General features: G+C 48.4%; 17 protein-coding genes. 8 read left to right on the top strand and 9 right to left on the bottom strand.

Features of this window, described 5'->3' with window-relative positions; all coding sequences use genetic code 11:
- Positions 1-160: 160 nt before the first annotated feature.
- Both KME11_09315 and KME11_09310 read left to right on the top strand, forming a co-directional pair.
- Entirely contained in the window at positions 161-964 is an 804-nt protein-coding gene (locus KME11_09315; protein MBW4515410.1) for a PspA/IM30 family protein, read from the top strand.
- 118 nt (positions 965-1,082) lie between these two features.
- Positions 1,083-1,412, top strand: a complete 330-nt coding sequence (locus KME11_09310; protein MBW4515409.1) for a thioredoxin — start codon at positions 1,083-1,085, stop codon at positions 1,410-1,412.
- Positions 1,413-1,903: 491 nt separating this feature from the next.
- Here the strand turns inward: KME11_09310 and KME11_09305 are convergent, their stop codons facing one another.
- Positions 1,904-2,935 carry a hypothetical protein gene (locus KME11_09305; protein MBW4515408.1) on the bottom strand — a complete coding sequence of 344 codons (1,032 nt, stop codon included), beginning with the start codon at positions 2,933-2,935 and terminating at the stop codon, positions 1,904-1,906.
- Between the two features lie 315 nt (positions 2,936-3,250).
- Here KME11_09305 and KME11_09300 point away from each other — a divergent pair, with 315 nt between their 5' ends.
- Complete coding sequence (locus tag KME11_09300; protein MBW4515407.1) at positions 3,251-4,555, top strand: DUF58 domain-containing protein; 1,305 nt, start codon at positions 3,251-3,253, stop codon at positions 4,553-4,555.
- Positions 4,556-4,868: 313 nt separating this feature from the next.
- On the opposite strand, the gene KME11_09295 is transcribed toward KME11_09300, so the two are convergent.
- The 3 genes from KME11_09295 to pds form a co-directional block, all read right to left on the bottom strand.
- The gene (locus KME11_09295) at positions 4,869-5,081 is read right to left on the bottom strand and encodes a hypothetical protein (GenBank protein MBW4515406.1); all 213 of its coding nucleotides are present in this window, start codon (positions 5,079-5,081) and stop codon (positions 4,869-4,871) included.
- Between the two features lie 102 nt (positions 5,082-5,183).
- Positions 5,184-6,113: a phytoene synthase gene (locus tag KME11_09290; GenBank protein MBW4515405.1), complete on the bottom strand. Its 930-nt coding sequence runs from the start codon at positions 6,111-6,113 to the stop codon at positions 5,184-5,186.
- A 141-nt stretch (positions 6,114-6,254) separates the two neighbouring features.
- A complete protein-coding gene (pds, locus tag KME11_09285; GenBank protein ID MBW4515404.1) occupies positions 6,255-7,673 on the bottom strand; it encodes a 15-cis-phytoene desaturase in 1,419 nt (472 codons plus the stop codon).
- Between the two features lie 186 nt (positions 7,674-7,859).
- On the opposite strand from pds, the gene KME11_09280 reads away from it, so the two are divergent.
- Positions 7,860-8,936: a SpoIID/LytB domain-containing protein gene (locus KME11_09280; GenBank protein MBW4515403.1), complete on the top strand. Its 1,077-nt coding sequence runs from the start codon at positions 7,860-7,862 to the stop codon at positions 8,934-8,936.
- Positions 8,937-8,958: 22 nt separating this feature from the next.
- Here the strand turns inward: KME11_09280 and KME11_09275 are convergent, their stop codons facing one another.
- On the bottom strand, positions 8,959-9,126 hold the full coding sequence (locus tag KME11_09275) for a hypothetical protein (protein ID MBW4515402.1): 168 nt from the start codon (positions 9,124-9,126) through the stop codon (positions 8,959-8,961).
- Positions 9,127-9,199: 73 nt separating this feature from the next.
- Positions 9,200-9,664, bottom strand: a complete 465-nt coding sequence (locus KME11_09270) for a DUF2062 domain-containing protein (GenBank protein ID MBW4515401.1) — start codon at positions 9,662-9,664, stop codon at positions 9,200-9,202.
- A gap of 342 nt (positions 9,665-10,006) precedes the next feature.
- On the opposite strand from KME11_09270, the gene smc reads away from it, so the two are divergent.
- Positions 10,007-13,681 carry a chromosome segregation protein SMC gene (gene smc / locus KME11_09265; protein MBW4515400.1) on the top strand — a complete coding sequence of 1,225 codons (3,675 nt, stop codon included), beginning with the start codon at positions 10,007-10,009 and terminating at the stop codon, positions 13,679-13,681.
- 120 nt (positions 13,682-13,801) lie between these two features.
- Entirely contained in the window at positions 13,802-14,812 is a 1,011-nt protein-coding gene (locus tag KME11_09260; GenBank protein MBW4515399.1) for a PRC-barrel domain-containing protein, read from the top strand.
- Between the two features lie 182 nt (positions 14,813-14,994).
- Here KME11_09260 and KME11_09255 read toward each other — a convergent pair whose 3' ends face one another.
- Positions 14,995-15,618 (bottom strand): precorrin-8X methylmutase, encoded by a 624-nt coding sequence (locus tag KME11_09255; GenBank protein ID MBW4515398.1) that lies wholly within the window; start codon positions 15,616-15,618, stop codon positions 14,995-14,997.
- Between the two features lie 122 nt (positions 15,619-15,740).
- On the opposite strand from KME11_09255, the gene KME11_09250 reads away from it, so the two are divergent.
- Positions 15,741-15,971, top strand: a complete 231-nt coding sequence (locus KME11_09250; GenBank protein ID MBW4515397.1) for a SemiSWEET transporter — start codon at positions 15,741-15,743, stop codon at positions 15,969-15,971.
- Between the two features lie 15 nt (positions 15,972-15,986).
- On the opposite strand, the gene KME11_09245 is transcribed toward KME11_09250, so the two are convergent.
- On the bottom strand, positions 15,987-17,147 hold the full coding sequence (locus KME11_09245) for a hypothetical protein (protein ID MBW4515396.1): 1,161 nt from the start codon (positions 17,145-17,147) through the stop codon (positions 15,987-15,989).
- 111 nt (positions 17,148-17,258) lie between these two features.
- Positions 17,259-17,873 (bottom strand): hypothetical protein, encoded by a 615-nt coding sequence (locus tag KME11_09240; protein ID MBW4515395.1) that lies wholly within the window; start codon positions 17,871-17,873, stop codon positions 17,259-17,261.
- Between the two features lie 573 nt (positions 17,874-18,446).
- Between KME11_09240 and KME11_09235 the strand changes: the two genes are divergently transcribed.
- Complete coding sequence (locus tag KME11_09235; GenBank protein MBW4515394.1) at positions 18,447-19,937, top strand: HAMP domain-containing histidine kinase; 1,491 nt, start codon at positions 18,447-18,449, stop codon at positions 19,935-19,937.
- Positions 19,938-19,943 lie beyond the last annotated feature (6 nt).

The raw sequence follows: 19,943 nt of genomic DNA, 5'->3' as shown, positions 1-19,943 counted from the left end.
ATCTTTGGTTTGCAGCGATCGCCCCTTTAAATTCGTAGAATGTTCAGGTAAGGCAAAGCGCCACAACCTTTAAACTTGTTCTCTGGCTAGCAAAACCTATGCTAAGACTAAGGACAAAGCTTAAACCCTCTCACTTCACACCCTTAAAAGGAAGATAGTCATGGGATTATTTGACCGTGTTAGCCGCGTCGTCCGATCGAATCTTAACGCTGCCGTCAGTGCTGCTGAAGATCCAGCCAAAATTCTCGATCAAGCCATTATTGATATGCAGGAAGACTTGGTGCAATTGCGGATGGCAGTTGCCAGCGCGATCGCCAGTCAAAAGCGAATGCAGCAGCAGTCAAACCAAGCGCAAACCGAAGCAAACAACTGGCAACAACGGGCGCAGTTAGCCCTCCAAAAAGGCGACGAGAACCTGGCACGAGAAGCCCTTAGCCGCAAAAAAGTTCAGTCGGAAACCGCTGCTGCCATCAAAGCCCAGCTTGACCAACAATCTGGCACAGTCGATACCCTCAAGCGCAACTTAATAGGTTTAGAAAGCAAGATTTCTGAGGCAAAGACCAAGAAAGATATGCTCAAAGCCAGAGCGCAAGCCGCTAAAGCTAATGAACAGCTTCAGTCGGCTGTTGGCGCATTGGGCACTAGTACGGCAATGGGTGCGTTCGAGCGCATGGAAGAAAAAGTCTTGCAAATGGAAGCCCGTGGACAAGCAGCGGCTGAAATTGCAGGAGCTGATTTGGAAAGCCAGTTTGCAGCATTAGAGTCGGGTGGGGATGTGGATGACGAGCTAGAAGCTATGAAAGCACAGCTTTTGACGGGTTCATCTTCCTCTAACCAAGCGCTGCCTGCGGGTGCGACTGCGGGTGCATCTGGTGCATCGACAACTAGTACACCTGCTGCGCCCAAAGATGCGGTTGTGGATGCCGAATTAGAAGATTTGAAGCGGCAGCTTGACCAACTCTAGCAATTTTGGATTTCAGAATTTAAACCTCAATCTCACATCAAAGCCCTCCGACTTTTTTAAGAGCCGGGGGGCTTCTGCTTTAAACTAGGAGGTAGTAATTTTTGTCCTAATTTTAACCATGAGTAAAGTGCTGACTATCACCGATGCCGAGTTCACTAACGAGGTACTCAGCGCTAACCCACCCGTTTTGGTTTATTTTTGGGCTTCTTGGTGTGGTCCTTGCCGCCTGATGGCTCCTTCTGTAGATTGGGCGGCGGCAGAATATGGCGATCGCCTCAAGATTGTTAAAATGGAAATTGATCCTAACCCTGAAACCGTCGCCAAATATCAAGTAGAAGGCGTTCCTGCTCTTCGCCTGATTAAAGCTGGAGAACTCCTCGCAGCTTCAGAAGGAGCCTTGAATAAGGACAAACTTGGCAGCTTTTTGACAACTCATTTACCTGCTTAAGCCTATGCTGATCGAGCAGTCTATCAATCTATTCTACTGAAACCTCCGCTTTTGTAAAATCAGGTCACTATGCTCCAGTTTGCCCAGCGCCTCCAACTTGTGCAGTCCAATGTGTTTGCTGATATGGATCAGGGAGAAGCCAGGGCAGGAGAATCTGGACAGGAATTTAGAAAGTCGGTTGACTGATAAATCTTCCCATCCTCTTCCTCAGACCCCTCATTGGAGAGCAGGGCTGATCTATTGAAAGAAGGAAAATACCTCTGCTCCTTATCCTTCTGTTGAGTATCGGTAGACACCCATATAAGCTCAAACCCAAGAATGCGGGTTATGAGGTTTTCCTCTAATCAATAGATCAGCCCTGCTCATTGGAGAGGGGCTTTGAAACTTTAATCTAAGATTGATTTGAGTTTAAGGCTCCTTTCCCACTTTGGCCAAGAGGTTGAGGGGGCAGATCGATGTTACTTAGTCAATTAGGGCAGGAAAAGAAAACTTCATATTGAGTCTTGGCTGTACTGATCCAAAAGTTCTCTCTCATCTTCATATTGGTCAATCGACCTTCCCGGTGGTATTGACCAAATCTTGCTATCTTCATGCTCCGCTCTGTCTGCCAGTGAACGCCACATATCAATAATCGTTTCATCAACTTGGTCAAGAATTTCACACTTATCCAGAGCTTGTCCGCCCACGCCAGAGTACCATTTAACTACATAATCCTTGTTAGAGATCCACATAAAATCATAGGAGTAATCCTCTCCCATTTTTGGAATATATTTCACTTCTACGCCACTCTCTTCCATAAGCCTTTTAGCATGTCTATAGTCCTCTGCTTCTAGATGACGTATGTCTTTTGCTGAGCCAATCAGAATTCTCACAATTTTTCCGCCTGCTTCAATGAATTCCTTCTGATATCTCAGCAGAGCACGAGATCTCATTTCCTTTTCAGGGATCCATAAATTTATATCGTTTGTATGCGTAATTCTTGCGATTAAACATTTATCGGGATCAGAACCTATTTTTTTTTGCTCGGCGACGAGGAACCTCCATAGTTTTTCGTAACTCTTTAAAGCCCAAAATGAACCATCAACGGCAAATCCATGCTCAGTTTTCTTAATGCTTTCGAGATAGCTATCTAGAACATCAGAGCCTACGGCTTTAATAGCACCATTAAGAAATGATAGATGTGTCCTAAGTTCATGAACTCTATTCCCATCCAGGCTTAGAACATCAATGAGTCTTTTCAATTCAACCTGTTGAAGTTGAATCCTTTGTAAGATATCTTGAATACGAGGAACTCTTCTTACTTGCTGAATGAGTAGCGTCAAGCAAGATAAAATGACTGAAATGAACAAACCATAAGTAGTAGCATCAAACTGGTTATCGGTGAAATGCAACGTAATTAAGCCATAGCAAATACCGATCATAGTTGAAATCAATATAGCCAAAATTTCAGGTAAATATCTTTCAAGCCCAAGCCAAGGTGCACTAGTAGAGTGCTGTCTTCCACTCGTGTTTTTACGCAGCATATATACTCAGTAAAAGCTCTAGAATTCTTGATTAAAATACTACATCAACATAATATACAAGATTATTCTAGAGAGAACTCTAAGGTTTTGTAAGACTTGCATACTAAACCCTTGTAGTCAAAATATGGGGATCACTCTTTCACTAACTTCATTCACTTCTGTTCGGAGCTAGTCGAAGCTACAGGCGTTGCCGTTTCTCCGGGTACAGGCTTTGGCAAATCGGGAAAGGGCTACGTGCGGTTTGCGCTCGTCCATGAACCGAAGATTCTAGAGACAGCCGTTGTTAGAATGGCAAAGTTTTTACAAGGGTAATGCATGATTCCTTCGAGTCGGGTTTATCAAGGATTACTAGTGAGTACAGTTGGCGGGTTAACGATAGCGCTGTTAAGCAATAATTCTATGCCCAGTTTGGCGCTGACTTTGACCTGGGATCTAATCCTCTTGGGCTTGACAATTCTAGATAGCCAGCGGGTGCAGCGTATTAAGGTATCCCGTCAGTCCTTATCCCGTCTTTCCATTGGTCGAGATAATCCGGTGCATCTCACCGTAGAATCGGGTAAGACTACCGCGATCTTACAAATCCGCGATTACTCGCCCCAAGCATTCACCACGACTCCCGAAGTTCTAAAAGTCACCCTGCCGCCTCAGACGCAAGAACTCCTGACTTACAAAGTTTTTCCAGCCCAGCGAGGCGAATACAACTGGGGGGCTATCCAAATACGACAGCTAGGAGCCTGGGGCTTGGGATGGCGCAACTGGAAAGTGCCCCAAAATGAGACTGTAGCGGTTTATCCCGATTTGATTGGGCTACGATCGCTCTCTATCCGTCTTTCTCTCCAAACGACAGGCAACCTCAAACAGGCAAAACGGCTCGGCACAGGCACAGAATTTGCTGAACTGCGCGAATACAGCACAGGCGATGATCCTCGGCTAATTGACTGGAAAGCTACGGCTCGGCGAAGTCGGCTTTTGCTGCGGGTGTTAGAACCCGAGCAAGAGCAAACCCTGATTATTTTGCTCGATCGCGGACGGCTAATGACCGCTCAAGTCAAGGGGCTAGCCCGGTTTGATTGGGGGCTAAATGCGGCATTATCACTAGCTCTAGCTGGATTGAGTCGGGGCGATCGCGTCGGCATGGGCGTGTTCGATCGGCAAATGCACGCCTGGATTCCGCCCGAACGCGGACAAGCCCATCTACCCAAACTGATCGAACGCCTGACCCCCATCCAGCCCGTTTTAATGGAGCCTGACTACATTGGTGCAGTCACGACCGTCAACCAACAGCAAACCCGACGCGCCCTCGTTGTCCTGCTCACCGACATCATCGACCAAACTGCCTCTGCCGATCTACTCCTGGCAATGACACGGCTGACACCCCGCTACCTGCCCTTTTGCGTCACTTTGCGCGACCCCCAAGTAGATGTTCAGGCAAATGCGATCGCCCCAGACATAGACACCCTCTACACCCGTGCCGTCGCCCTAGATTTACTGGCTCAGCGGCAAATTGCATTAGCAACGCTGGAGCAAAAAGGCGTGTTGATTTTAGATGCGCCCGCTCACCAAATTACTGATCGATTGGTCGATCGCTATTTGCAGGTAAAAGCGCGGGGACAGCTTTAGAGGACAGGTATCTTCTAGAGCGCAACGTAATTTTCCTCTGTACAGAGTTTCAGAGACTTGTAGACATTGCCTCTAAAATCAATGTCGTAAACTTCAACTCGATCGAGATCAGAATTGACCGTGAAGACTATCCGAACTTTACCAACACGCATCCTTAAATAACCTTTCCAATCGCCTTTTAAGGTTTTAATATCCAATTACATTAGACGGAATAATGCCTTCTCTTTCAATTACTTGCAAAAGAAAAGCTAGCTTTTCTCGAATCTTTTCAGTTTCCTTGGCAGAAATTTTTTCAAGAAACTTCACAGCGGTTTTACTGAGGACAATCTCCATTCCTGACCCAATTTGTCATATTGATATATTCAGTTTGGCTGTCGTTAAGAGCATCGCCTAACTTAGCTTGAATTCCCTGCATTTCTTTATCACTAACCCAGGGAATAAGAATTTGGCAGAGGCGCAACCGTTCTTCACGGAGAACCTCCCGCACGCTTTCTTTAACTAACTGCCTCAACTCATGGGTTTCCATTATTGGATGGGTTCTTAAAACATTTTCTGTAGGCATTTATCAAGTCTATCGCAAGCACCGCTGAAGTTTAGAGCAGCGCCGTCGTCAATGATTGATGATTTACTACAACACATCTGCTCGCAACCGGGCGATCGGCAAACTCAAAAACTTTTGCCACTTGGGTACAAAAGCTCGTTTGCGGAATACATCGTACTGATTGCGCTCGATCGCATCTAAAATTTGGCTGTAGAGCAGCAGCGCCGACCAAACTGGGAAACGCGCGTCAGGACTAAGCTGGCTAATGCCTTTTTCAGCTTCAGCGTAAAACTTACGGGCTCGTTGAATTTGAAACCGCATGATCGATCGCCAGCGATCGTCTACCACACCCTTAATCAGGTCTTTTTCGGTGTAGTTAAACCGCTCTAAATCTTCTAAAGGCAAGTAAATTCTGCCGCGCCGTGCATCTTCGCCCACATCTCGGAGGATGTTGGTCAGTTGATTGGCAATGCCCAGAGCGATCGCTTCCGGTGCCGGGTTAGGCTGCGGCTGCGCCCGACTCCAGGGAGCACTCCCTAAACTCGTATCAATACCCATTACCGAGGTAGACATTAAGCCGACTGTACCCGCCACGCGATAACAGTAAAGCTCTAGCTCCTCAAAAGTTTCGTAGCGGCTCCGGTATAAATCCATACGCTGTCCCGCAATCATGTCGCGGAAGGGTTGGATGTCGATGGGAAATCGCTCTAAGGTATCGACTAGCGCCACGTCTGCATCGTCTACGGGATGCCCCGCAAAAATCGACTCCAGGTTACGTTCCCAGTGATCGAGGGTTGCATCGGTGGTGGTCGCCGCTTGGGCACCATCGACTAATTCATCGGTGCGGCGACACCAGACATAGATTGCCCAGATAGCTCGACGCTTCTCCGCAGACATGAGCCGAGTTCCTAAATAAAACGTTTTGGCGTACTCTGCGGTCACTTGACGGCAAAGTTCGTAAGCTTCCTCCAAGGGCACAAGAGTCATGACGCGGGGAGATTCAGGCAATTGCAGCATTACATTGCAGACTGGGGGTTAACTTCAGGTGACTGGGCTGTTCGCCACGCTCTCCAGTATCTACTTAGATGGGACTCTAAGGAAACAGTATCGAGCGATCGCAGCCCTAATCACAGAAAATCGCAAGAAATCACAGCCGGACTACGCCGTTTGTAAATCCTTCACAGGCGGAACAGCAGGAGGAATGACAGGCTGTTCAGTAATCGCTTGTGCCGCAAGCTTACCAGAAAGGACTGCACCTTCCATACTTCCTAGGTAGCGCTGCATCGTATAACTGCCTGCCAAATAGAAGTTGGCAATGGGCGTTGCTTGAGTTGGACGGCAAGCCTGTCGCCCCGGAGTCGCTTTGTAGACCGATCGCGGAGTTTTGACCACTTTCGACTTTAGCAGCTTTGCCGGATTCTCACCGCCTAAATGATCAGGAAAAAGTTTTTCTAGTTCCTTCATCGTGGCGCTGACAATATCTTCGTCGGAGCGATCGATCCAATCTTTGGCTGGGGCTAAAACGAGTTCTAGCATCGAGCGATCAGGATTTTCGTACTCTCGGCAGGTGTTGCTCATGTCGGCATAGACGCTGAGCAAGTCTGAACGAGAGAACAAAAGCTGATCGATACTTGATAGTTTGCGATCGAACCACAAGTGCAAATTGATCACCGGAACGCCCTCTAAACCGTTGAGCTTCTCAAAAAACTCCATCTCTTGCCAGGGCTTCGGCATCAGCACTTTCATGACATCAACCGACATTGCCGAAACGTAAAGGTCTGCCGTCAAAACTTCATCGGGTGCGCCGTTCAGTCCACGCAGTAAGAAATGCTTGACAGTGCCGTCATTGTTCAAAACAATTTCTTTAAGAGGGGAGCTAATCCGCACTTCGCCACCGCGATCGCTAATATATTCCACTAGAGGTTCGCACAATCGCTCGGTCGGAGAACCGTCCAGGAAAGCAATTTTAGAGCCATAGCGCTCTTGCATGAAGCGGTTAATAGCGGTTAGGGGAATAGTGGCAGAGACTTCATCAGGATTGATAAACGTTAAAGCTTTGGAAGCAGCAATAAAAATATCGCTGTTGACGCGCTCATCCACGCCTTGCAGCCGCAGCCACTCCAGCAGGGAGTACTGATCCATGTTTTCGACGTACTTTTGACCTCGAACGATCGCCGGTAATAGCCCGATCGCAAATCGAATTTTTTGTTCCCAGGTCAGCATGTCGTTGTTCCGAATAATCGACATGATGACGTTGACAGGAGCCGGAATATCAGGAACATCGAACCGAGAGAGGGTGCCGGGCTTTTCGGGTTGGTTAAAAATGAGGGTGTGTTCTTTCCACTGAAGCCGATCCTCAATGCCTAGCTCTTTGAACAACTGGAGCATATTAGGATACGCTCCAAAGAAAGCATGTAGACCCGTTTCATACCAGTCGCCATCTTCGTCTTTCCAGGCAGCAACTAAGCCCCCTAAGACATCCCTACTCTCTAAGACAATGGGGGTGTGTCCGGCATCTGTAAGATACTTAGCACAGGATAAACCCGCCAGCCCGCCTCCAGCGATCGCAACTCGCATTAACGTCACTACCCTCTGAAATACTTGTGTTTACTAGGATTACATTATATGTTGCAAACTGTTACATTTCGACTTCCCTTCCATAGAAATTTGAAGGAATTACAAAGTACTCCTGTCAATACGAAGACTGCTTCTACAAAAATCTTGCGGAATTACTGAGCAATTACTGAGCAATTACTGAGTCATATGACCAGACAAAGCATACTTCTGTTCTTTAAACAACGAATCTGGTTAGCCGCTTCGCTCTTGGCAATCTTGGCGATCGGCGGCATCTTGTGGAGGCAAAGAACGCCAAACGCCACGTCTCTCACTGCACCTATCGTTTCGCCCTCCAGTACAACGCCTGCCGTCCCAACGCTGCCTACCCCGATCGCGGTTCTCCCATCGCCCCTGACGGCGCCAACTGCAAGCCCTAGCCAAAGTTACACCCCTTCCCCTAGCTCAGCCGTAGCCGTTGATCCTAATGCCCTGACATCTGAAGAAAAAGCCTTGAACGAAGCGGCAAAGCAAGAGCTTGCTGGAGCGGGGGCAGCTTCAGTCGATGGTTTAGTGGAAATGCGGGTGGCGATCGCCCAAGGCGTTCTGGCTTTGTCTCTGACCCTCACCCAAGGAGCAGTCTTAATTGACGCTCAGACGGGTCGCCAAATTCAAGAGCTTTCTGGGGCTTATTCTCTCCAGCCCAGTGGGGACGGCATTCAGTTAGATGGTCAATCGTTGCCCTTTGCGGTGAGAATTGAGCCTTCATCTGGAGGAAATATCACCCTAGGCGATCGCACTTACCGAGGCAGATTTGTAATTGTCAATGACGCTGGCAAGCTTTGGGCTGTAAATCTGGTGAACCTTCGCCAATATCTCTACAGCGTTGTTGCCAGCGAAGTCTCGCCCGATTGGGAAGCCGATGCGCTCAAGGCACAGGCGATCGCTGCTCGTTCCTATGCTCTCACCTATCACTTCAAGCCCATTAGCTCACTGTTTGACTTAGGCTCAACCGAGTACTATCAGGTCTACAGCGGTATTGCCCGCGAAGCAAGTGCCACTAACCAAGCCGTCGATGCGACTGCGGGAGAGTATGTCAGCTACAAAGGCGAGGTCGTTGAATCGTTGTATGCTGCATCAGAAGACATTGTGTCGGAAGCTTTTCAGGGACAAGGAATGAGCCAGCTTGGTGCCTTGAGCTTGGCAGAGCAAGGTTTTACCTATCAACAAATTTTAGGAAAGTACTATCCTGGAACAAAAGTAGGACGGTTTCAGCAGGATTACTAGAACCTGAAGATACCTTAAAATCTTAAGCCTGTCTCACCACAACCCAGCGTCCGGTTTCATCGCGGTAGGTTGTAAAAGGGTTAGCCCTCAGCGGTTTATAACAAATCTGCAACTGGATTTGTTGCTTTTGAATGAGGCTGACGTTTCTGGGGTCGGGGTATTTTTTGCCTGAGATACCACTTGCTTTCATGGCGGTTGCTACTGTCCAGTATGACGTTAGTGCTATTTTATACTTCTTGTTGCGATGAAAGAAGTGATAACCGTCACTTTGCGCGTTTTTTGCTGCGCTGTTCGCTTGCCCGTTTCTGAAAGAAGGTCACGAGAGGAATGCCCAGAATGTAGCTACCCAATCCACCGACAATGCCTGTCGTTAAGCATCCTACAAGGTATGCCCCGATCGCGGCTCTTCCTAGCTGTAAAAATCCATCAACGGTATAGATTTCTTGAGGAGGAGCAGTCCAAGTTCGTCCTAGCAGTGTTTGCCCCACGTGGAAGTTTAAAGCGGTTAGCGGAAGCGTCGTCAGTGGGTTACCCAGCCAAGTTCCAGCGATCGCCGCCACCTTACTCCCGCGCAAAACTGCTGCCGTTACAATAGCAGTCAGCATTTGCACTCCAGGCAAAGGGAACATTCCCCAAAACACACCAATGGCGAACCCACGCGCCAGGTGTTCTGGGGTGGCTTTTAAGCGGATGAATCGTAAATAGAAGTAGCGGAGCTTCCGTTTCACTTGGGTGCTTGCGATTTTCTCAGCCTCACATTTCTTAGCCTCACATTGCTGCTCCTATTATGGTTTTTTTACCCAGACAAGGCTTGTGTCTGAAAGCACAGAGGAACCTATTAGACTAGTCAGCAATTTAATTTAGTCATCCATAACACTAGCCATCCACAACAGCAGACGTAACTTGAAATGCCTGTTGATAGTCTGCTGGCAGCTTCTCTCGTGGTAATCCTTTTTAGAGTTTCAAGCCAATTTTCAATTTTGCAGATATGATTCCGGGGTAATGATCCCATGTTGTTGATCAATATTGGAATTTATAGTATTTTTGTACCAAACTGATTAGGCTGACGAGTGTACATTAAGCGCGTCGAACTCACAAACTTTAAGTCCTTTGGTGGCACAACGGGTGTGCCTTTGCTGCCAGGGTTTACTGTCATTTCTGGTCCTAACGGGTCAGGAAAGTCAAATATTTTAGATGCCCTACTGTTCTGCTTAGGTCTTTCTAGCTCTAAAGGGATGCGGGCAGAGCGATTGCCAGATCTTGTCAATCAAACCCAGGCAGGACGAGGGCGATCGATTGTAGAAGCCAGCGTGACGGCGACGTTTGCCTTAGATGAAGAAGACTGGATACGAGATGACCTCGAAGAGGAAGGGTTGGAGGCAGATCTGTCTGTAAATCAGTCTACGGAGCATCCTTTCGAGAGCGATCGCCCTGAAAATGGTCATCTAGGCAGCGGTCATGTTGCCCCCCTACCTGTGCTAAATGAATGGGTCGTGACTCGAAAACTACGGGTTACCCAGCAGGGTTCTTATACTTCGAGCTATGCCATCAATGGGTTGCCCTGTACCTTGACCGATTTACATGAGCAATTGCATAAGCTGCGCATTTACCCTGAAGGCTACAACGTCGTTTTGCAGGGAGACGTGACCAGTATTATTTCTATGAACCCACGGGAACGGCGAGAAATTATTGATGAGCTGGCAGGTGTAGGAGCGTTCGATCGCAAGATTAGGCAGGCGAAGGAAAAGCTAGACGCGGTTAAAGAACGAGAAGAAAAATTCCGAATTGTTGAGCGGGAACTGATGGTGCAGCGCGATCGCCTGGCGCAAGATCGCATCAAGGCTGAGAAGTATCAGCGCCTCCGAGCAGAGCTAGAGAACAAGAGCCAATGGGAAGCGATTCTAGGTTGGAAAGCCCAGGAGCGGCAGGCAAAAAAACTGGTGGGGCAATTGGAGGAGGGCGATCGCTCTCAAACTAGCCTTAATGAGCAACTTCAGGTGCTTGTGGTTGAAATTCAATTAGCAACGGCTGAACTAGAGCGGTTGAATGCCCACGTCAAAGCCTTAGGTGAAGATGAACAGTTGGCGATTCAGGCAACCCTGGCAACGCGCGAGGCAGAGCTACGGCAGTTGCAGCGGCAGCAGCAAGAATTGGCAACAGCGGAGAGAGCAGCGGCAGGGGCGATCGCTCAGACTCAGCAGGAAATTCAGGAACAAACGCAAGCCCTAGAAAAGTTGGGACAAGAGCATCAAAATTTAGAAATAAAAGAACTGTCGATTTTTAGGCGAGAGCGAGACGAAGCGAAGAGAGCCTTGGATCGAAGTCGGGAAGATTCGACGGCTGTAGCGGCGGCTTCTGATGCCTGGATTCAGGAGCAGGCTGTTCTCCGTCATCAAATTGAGGCGTTATTGAAGACTCTTGAGCCTCAGCGTACCGAGCAGGCAAGATTGCAGGAGCGGGTAGAGCAGCTGCGGCTGAAAATCCAGGAACACAGTGGTGCTTTAGCAAGCATTGCAGAAGGGATAACCACGAAGCAAACCCAGCATAATCAACAGTCGGCAGACCTGCGGGGCGCACAGAAGCGCACCGAAACGGCACAGCAGTCGTTCGCCCAAGCCGAGCAAGACCTGAGGGTACAGCAAGAAACCCAAGACCGACTGATCAACGAACAACGCGACAAGCAGCGGCAGCTAGACAAACTAGAGGCGCAAGCCCAAGCAATTCAGGAAACCCAGGGCACGGGAATCATTGAGGTGCTGCATAAGGCAAAGCTAGAGGGCATCTGTGGGTTGGTGGCGCAGTTGGGGCGGGTAGAGCCACAATATCAACTGGCGCTAGAGATTGCGGCAGGGGCACGGCTGGCAAATTTGGTAGTAGATGATGACGGCGTTGGGGCAAGGGCGATCGACCTATTGAAACAAAGACGGGCAGGACGAGCCACGTTCCTACCGCTCAATAAAATCAAAGCACCCCATTTCTCACCGATCGCCGCTTGGAATCGCCCAGAGGGGTTTATCGACTATGCTCGCAACTTGATTGAATGCGACGATCGCTACTTGCAAGTCTTTGCCTACGTTTTCGGCAGTACCGTGATTTTCTCCACCTTACAGCAAGCGCGGCAGGAAATGGGGCAATATCGTATTGTGACGATAGATGGAGAGCTTCTAGAAACTAGCGGGGCAATGACTGGGGGCAGTTCTTCGCGGCAGAGTTCCTTACACTTTGGGCGCGTGGAGCCTACGGAATCCTTAGAGGCGATCGCCTTACGGGAACGGCTTCAAGAACTTGATCGAATTTTGAGGCGCTGCCAAGAGGCGATCGCCCAAGCTGTTGACAAAGTTAGAGAAAACTCACAGGCATTCAACGATTCGCGCCAACAGCACCGAGAAATTCAACTTCAAGCTGAGCAGATTCAAAATCAAATTGCGACTCAGGTGGCGCAGGAAGGACATATTCGGGCGCAGTTGTCGCAGAACACGCAAGAGTTGACGACGGCTCAGGAGCGTCTGCAAATTCTGGAGAACGATCTGCCCCAGCGGGAAACCCATCTGCAAAACCAGCGACAGGCATTAGCAGCCCTAGAGCAATCCTATGCCCAAAGCGAATGGCAACAGATTCAGAACAGCATCCGTGAGAAAGAAGCGCAGTTGAACGATCGCCAACTGACACTGCAAACTGCTGAGCAACGGTTAAAAGATTTGGACAATCAACGGCTGCGGATTCAAGAAAAAATTGAGCTATTCCAGCAGCGAGTTCAAGAATATGGCACTCAGCAAACCGCCCAGTTAGATCAGCAGGCGACCCTCAGCCAACAGCAGACGGTCTTAATGGATCAAATTGCCCAGAATCGAACTTCCTTAGCAACCTTAGAACAAACCTTAGCCGCCGAGAAGCAAGCCCGCGATCGCGCTGAACGGTTGCTGCGCGATTATCAAACCTCGCAACAGCAAGTCGAGTGGCAGCGTCAAAAGCTGATCGAAACTCAGCAAGCCCGCCGCGAAGAATTGATCACGCTGGAAGCTCAAATTGAGGCGAAGCGGGTAGAGTTACCTGACCCATTGCCCGAAATTCCAGAAGACTTGGGACTAGAGCAACTACAGCAGGAATTGCGATCGCTGCAAAAGCGTTTGCAGGCAATGGAACCCGTCAATATGATGGCGCTGGAAGAATACGATCGCACCCAAACCCGTCTGGAAGAACTCACCCAAAAGCTAGAAACCCTCGACGAAGAACGCACCGAGCTATTGCTCCGCATCGAAAACTTCACAACCCTTCGCCAAAAAGCCTTTAAAGAAGCCTTCGATGCCGTCAACATCAACTTTCAGGGCATCTTTGCCGAACTATCTGATGGCGATGGCTACTTGCAACTTGATGATCCCCAAGATCCGTTTGGCAGCGGCCTAAACTTAGTTGCTCACCCCAAAGGTAAGCCTGTTCGTCGTCTGGCTTCCATGTCAGGTGGTGAAAAATCGCTGACAGCACTCAGCTTTATTTTTGCGCTACAACGCTACCGTCCTTCGCCGTTTTACGCCTTCGACGAGGTCGATATGTTTCTGGATGGAGCAAACGTAGAACGATTAGCTAAAATGATCAGACATCAAGCTCAACAGGCACAATTTATTGTTGTAAGTCTCCGTCGTCCCATGATTGAGTCAGCAGATCGTACAATTGGGGTGACTCAGGCGCGGGGGGCTTATACCCAAGTGCTGGGTCTGGACTTGCAGCCGCAAAGCGCATCTTTATAATGCGCATCCGTATAATGTTGGGTTAATTCGATTGAATTTAGAGATCTCTTGGTTCTAAACTCAATCGATCGCACGTCTAGCCCACTTCGAGATTTAGGACTCGAAATTTAGGACTCGAAAATGACATCTGAACAATCCTGGCAACGCTCTGATATTATTGGCACTCAAATCATTACCCGCGACAATGGCAAACGCTTGGGCGTGGTTAGTCAACTCTGGATTGATGTAGACCAGCGCGAGGTCGTGGCGATCGGGATGCGCGAGAATATTCTTTCTGGCGTTCTCTCCAACATCCAACAAACCATGCTTCTGAGCAGCGTTCGCCAAGTGGGCGACGTGATTTTAGTAGATACCGACACGGTCGTTGAAGACAGCTTCAACACTGAGCTTTACAGCAGCCTGATTAACAGCGAAGTGATCACAGAAACAGGCGATATGCTGGGCAAAGTTCGGGGCTTTCGGTTTTCCCCTTTAAGTGGAAAAGTCGAAACGATTATTATTGCTTCTTTTGGTTTGCCTCAAATTCCCGATCAACTCATTAGTACCTATGAGCTATCAATGGATGAAGTGGTCAGTAGTGGACCCGATCGCCTCATTGTGTTTGAAGGGGCGGAAGAAAAACTGAACCAACTTTCCGTCGGGTTACTAGAACGGATCGGCATTGGTAAATCGCCTGGGGAAAAAGACGATATGAATGCCTATCCCAAGCCTATGTCTACGCAAAACCAGCTGCCTTCGGGTGCGCGTGTTCCTGTCGAACCCCTAAAAACCCGCACCCCGATCGCCGCTCAAGAAACTTGGGACGACGACAACTGGAACGAACCCCAACGGCAACGCGAACCCTTACGCCAACAGGCTCCTCTCCCTTACGACGAAGAACCCGCCGCTAACTGGGGTGATGACGATGACCTTGAGGAGTACGAAGACGTTGATTACCAAATCATCAGTGATGCCCCTGTGGCTAATGCCGCAAATCCAGTTCTAGAAGAATCACCGCCCCTAGAACTCGATACAGATACTGAAAAAGACCTTTGGGAAGATGATGAGAACCCTAAGCCTTACCGTGCCCCCAAGGTTGAGATTCCTGAGCGCAAACGGGTGGTGGAATATGAGGAAGAGACAGATTATTAGCGATCGGGCGCATGGGTGAATGAAAGGATTAAATCTGCTCAGCCCCTCTTTCCTTCAGGAGAGGGGCTGGGGAGAGGTCTATCTCGCTGCGTTGCCGACTCAACCTCATCTCACGAGCAGACTGATGAGGATTGCCTCTCCTTTTATTATATTTAAACTTTTATAAAGGCTGTAAAGGCTGATCACGCTCCAGTTTCTTTCCCGTAGGCTTGCCATGCGAGTTCAATCAGACCATTGGCGATCGCCGCTGCTACGACTGCGCTGCCTTTACGTCCCTCAATCCGAATATGGGGCACCAAAGAATCTTGAAGCTGTTGCACGATTTTATCTTGGCTAATAAACTGGGCGGGAGTGCCAATCACTAAAGCTGGCTTAATTTCTTCGGCAACAATCAGGTCAACTAGAGCCGCCAAAGCCGTTTGTGACTCACCCACAATAAAAATTCCTTCAGGGTAGCGCTTTGCTAAAGTTTCAATTCCCCATGCCGCGATCGTTCTATCTTTTTGTGGACGGGTGAGGGTTTCCATACTGCAATAGACTGGATTGGCAAAGGTGTTTTGAATATTACCAGCAATGCCAACCTGCACCATGGGCACATCCACAATTAAAGTACTACGAGCGGCAAGGGCAGCGGCTCCGCCCTGGAGCGCCTGGTCAGAAAATTGAATTAAATGCTTGTATTCAAAATCGGCGGTAGCATAAATGACCCGACGCACAATCTCATATTCAGACGGAGAGAATGAATTCTCGCCCATTTCCCGATCGATGACCCTCAAACTTTGAGCGTCGGTGATATGCCACTCCATTGCCACTCCGCAGACGACCATTCAAAGACCTGCATTCATTAGACCCCAAATTCTGCTTTTGATAACGTTTACTGTGCAAACCCGTTTTGAGGAGATGATCTGTGGGCATCACACTGTTAGGAATGATCGCTGGGACTTTGACGACGATCGCTTTTTTGCCTCAGCTTTTGAAGGTTTGGCGATCGAAGTCAGCTAAAGATATTTCTATGACTTGGTTGGTAACATTCAGTGGCGGTATCTTGCTTTGGTTAATTTATGGCTTGTTGCTAGGGCAGTTACCCATTGTGCTGGCAAACGCCGTGACCTTAGGATTGACAGGGGTAATTTTGGGATGCAAATTGAAATATCGCTAGTTACTTAATCCAGAGCTACTTAACCTGAACACTCAGATCGCCACCTGAGTTGTTATACCCAGCAACTACGCCGTTCTGTAGCTCTACCACACTGCTGCCATATCTTAATTCTTCACGGCATGACGACCCATCTAAACTGACTTCGGTCGGAGTGCCCTGTACTCTAAAAATTTCGTTGCGGTCTGCTCCCAATGACCAAGAGTTCGGTTGGCTATTTGGGTCACTAAACTTTTCGCTGGGCAAGGGTCTTACCGCAACTTTAAGATTGCCGCTAAAGTTGGCATAGCTGGTCACTCGGTTATCGGTAATTTGAATTGTACTGTTGCCATAGTGCAAAATTTCTTTGCTAGGCGCATCATAACGCTCGACCCGAGCGGGTGTGCCTTGCACTCTGAAAACCTCTTCTTTGGTAGAGCCTAGCGTCCAAGACAAACCATCTGCCATAGCGGTCGTGGGCATAGATTCTTTGGCGGCTTTGAGGTTGCGATCGATGTCTTCAAAGTTAACAACAATGCTGTTATTGAGTTCTACAGTACTGCTGCCATAGGTCAGAACTTCTTGACACAAAGCATCATATCGCACTGATTGAGTTGGTTTGCCTTGAATTCTCAAGACATCGGCTTTCCGAGATCCCGTTGTCCACAGATGTACGGTTGCAGAGGTATCAGGATCTTTAGCTTGGCTTTTGCGTTGGGCGTAGGCAAGATTTTGTTGATACTCTTTAATTTTTTCTTGGGCAATCTTGCGGTCTTCGCTGGTGTAAGCCACCGATTGCATCAGGCGAATTGAGTCTTTCCACCAATCTACAATAGTCAGCCATTCATCTTTGGTTTTAGCGACTTGAGTCATGTCGGCAGCGCTCATCGCACGATTGACTGCCCAACGAAATGTGTCGGTTTGAGAAGAGGGTTTAAGGGTAGGCAGGTTAGAGTCTTTGAGGGTAGTAATGCCAACGGCTGTCCCAATGGCTAGACATAAAATGGCTACGGGTAGTAGGGGTAGCGATCGCGAGTGAGTCGTTTTCGGCATGTGCCGCCATCTTCGTTCTAAAACTGGGTATGAGCCATTTTTAGAAGAAATTTTGCTATGCATAGACCCGTTGCTCTTACCGTTGCCGTTGCCATTCCCATTAGTATGTCCATTACCGTTTGTTCCTGATCCCGGTCGATTATCCATGTAAGACTACCCTAATGATGTTGGACGGTTTCCGAATACTCTCGTATAGCCAGTACTAACGTGGCAATAGACGATTGTTAAGTAAGGTTTCTAGTGGAAAATAATGTGTTTTTAAGTGATGGACGCAGCTTCTGCCTCTTGATAGTGAATGAGCAGGTGTTTCAAAAACTGAGCAGCGGTCGTGGAATACTGTTTTTGTCCATATCCGCTGAGCCGAGCCGCTGAGGCTGCGTCTATGGCTTCATGAGTCCACCCTGAAATGGTTTGGGGCGATCGCCACAGTTCTAAATGGGTGACAGCGGGGTCGGCATAAAAGCTAGAATCACTCCTTCCCCAAAGGGTAGAACTCCAATCAGTAAAGCGATCGTGGCTAATTCGATGAATTGGAAAATTACCTAGTAGTGGTACTCCCCAACCGTCAAATGCAATCACAGCCTTCACTTGAACTCCAAGGGTTTGTAAGATTTGGGCTGCACCAATGGCTCCCACCACTCCGGCACTAAACCCGATTAACAGCAGCGGATGCAAGGTGCAATGTTGTAATTGCGAACTCTGAGCCGAGGGCTGTACACTCAAAAACTTTAAGATGTGAAGGGCTGAATATGCTGGAAATTGTCTTGTTGGAAAGACATAAACCTCTTTAAGGTTGAGCAATTTGCCGATTCCTTCTAAAAAATCTTGAGTTAGTTCCGGCGGATGCACTCCAGGGCAAATAATAACACTCATTTTTAATTTTTTATTTGAGCAATAACTATATTTGAGCAACGATTGGGCTTTTGTAAAGTTCAGATGTATGTTTTGCTGAAATTTACGGGTGCAGTCTCTAAGAAATCTAACTCCCACAAGAATTCTTGATCTCAAATACCCTCAAAAAATCGAGTTTTGAATCCTTTTACTAATTCGTTTAGAAGAGCCGTTGCATTGTTCTCCTGAACAGCGTCAACAAGTGGAGACTTTAATTCATCGGGGAATTCAGGATCTGCTCATCAAAAGTCTGCCTCAAGTGGCGATCGACACAGGAGCTTATGAGGAGATGGAAGACAGGAAAGTTGGGTCTATGACTTTTCGCGGATTCAGGTAACCCAAAGAGGGATTGCTCATTAGGAGGATACACGCCTTATTGCTAAGTTACTGGGTTGGGCAATCGGTGATTGCGACTCTTTTGTTCGGTTTGTCGGTTGGCTGTGATTGTCCCATGCCAGTATTGTCGTAATAGCAACGTTGGAGGAGCGACCCCTTGTGGGTATCTCGAAGGGTGCGCTCTAAGAAGCTACGCTTACGATCAATCGGATGGAACCTGTGTACAAGTGGTATCTGCCAACTTTTAGTGAAATTCTGGCTCTTGATAAGCCAAATTTAAGCTCACGCCCTAGGTCTGTAGCACAGCGGCGGGTTAAGGCTGAGCGCGAATGGTTTGGGGCGATCGCGGCTTTGAATCAGCTTTTGCAACAGGCGATCGCGTCGACAGAAACTCCTGGCTCAGTGAAGGGTATTCTGCTCTCTGGGCCTTTGCCAGTCTTAACTCAACCTGATTTAGTTAACCAAGTGGCGACTTGGACTTTTACCGTGGGTAACACAGGTCAGGTTTCTCTGCGGCTTCCGGCAGCCATGGGGGGCAAGGGTTGTGAGACTGCGCCGCCCACTCTACCCTTGCTACCCGATGACCCGCTGGCGGCTGAGCCATTTTGTTTAGTGTTAACGTCTCACTTTAGTTTGGCGATGGCGTTGGGCGAAACAGAGGATGGCACGCCTGCATTCTTATTTTCCTTTGAACCAGAAGTTGTCTGGCAAGTCTGGCGATCGTTGCAAGCTCGTCTTATGTTGGTTGCGCCTCAGCCGCTGAGTTTGCTCAATGGATTAGTCGAGCAATTCCCTACAGTTGCGCCCGACTATCGTACCGTGATGCAGTTTAGCCGCTTAATGCTAGCGAATTTATCTGACTCGGAAACAGAGGGGAAGCGGGTTCACATTGTGCCCAAAGCGGCTCAAACGGGAGCTAAGTTTGCAGCAATGTCGTTTGCATCGTCTTTCAGTAAGCCTTGGCAAGCCAAAAAATCGCAGAAGAAGGGGGGGGCAGATACAGAATTATTACAAGCGATCGCCCACGAAGTGCGCACGCCGCTGACTACGATTCGTACCCTGACCCGCTTATTACTAAAACGCAAGGAACTGGGTGCAGATGTCATTAAGCGTCTAAAAATGATCGATCAAGAATGCACTGAACAAATCGATCGGTTCAGCCTAATTTTCAAAGCCGTGGAGCTAGAAACTACCGATACTAGCACTCCCCTTTCACCCCTCGCGCCTATCTGTCTGGCACAGGTTTTTCAGCAGAACACACCCCGCTGGCAGCAGCAAGCCCAGCAGCATCGCCATACGCTAGACATTATCTTGCCGCAGAAAATGCCGATGGTTGTGACTGATCCGACGATGTTAGACCAGGCGTTAACGGGATTAATCGATCGCATTACCCATAGCTTGCCGCCGGGTAGTCATATTGAGGTACAGGTAACGTTAGCAGGGCATCAATTGAAGCTGCAATTTAAGTCGCAATCACAAGCTGATTGTAGTGTCGACGGTAAAGACAAATATGGTTTTGCACCCGTGCTTAAGTCGTTAGGGCAGCTATTAATGTTTCAGCCAGAAACAGGGAATTTGAGTTTGAGTATGCCTGTGACAAAGAATTTTTTCCAAGCGTTAGGCGGTAAGTTAATTGTGCGGCAGCATCCTCAGCAGGGAGAAGTGCTAACTATTTTCTTGCCGTTAGATAATCGTAGGGTAGATGATTAGTAGATC

This window comes from Timaviella obliquedivisa GSE-PSE-MK23-08B (assembly GCA_019358855.1).
GTDB lineage: Bacteria > Cyanobacteriota > Cyanobacteriia > Elainellales > Elainellaceae > Timaviella > Timaviella obliquedivisa.
Note: the sequence above shows the minus strand (reverse complement) of the source record. Positions and strands in the feature narration are given on the sequence as shown.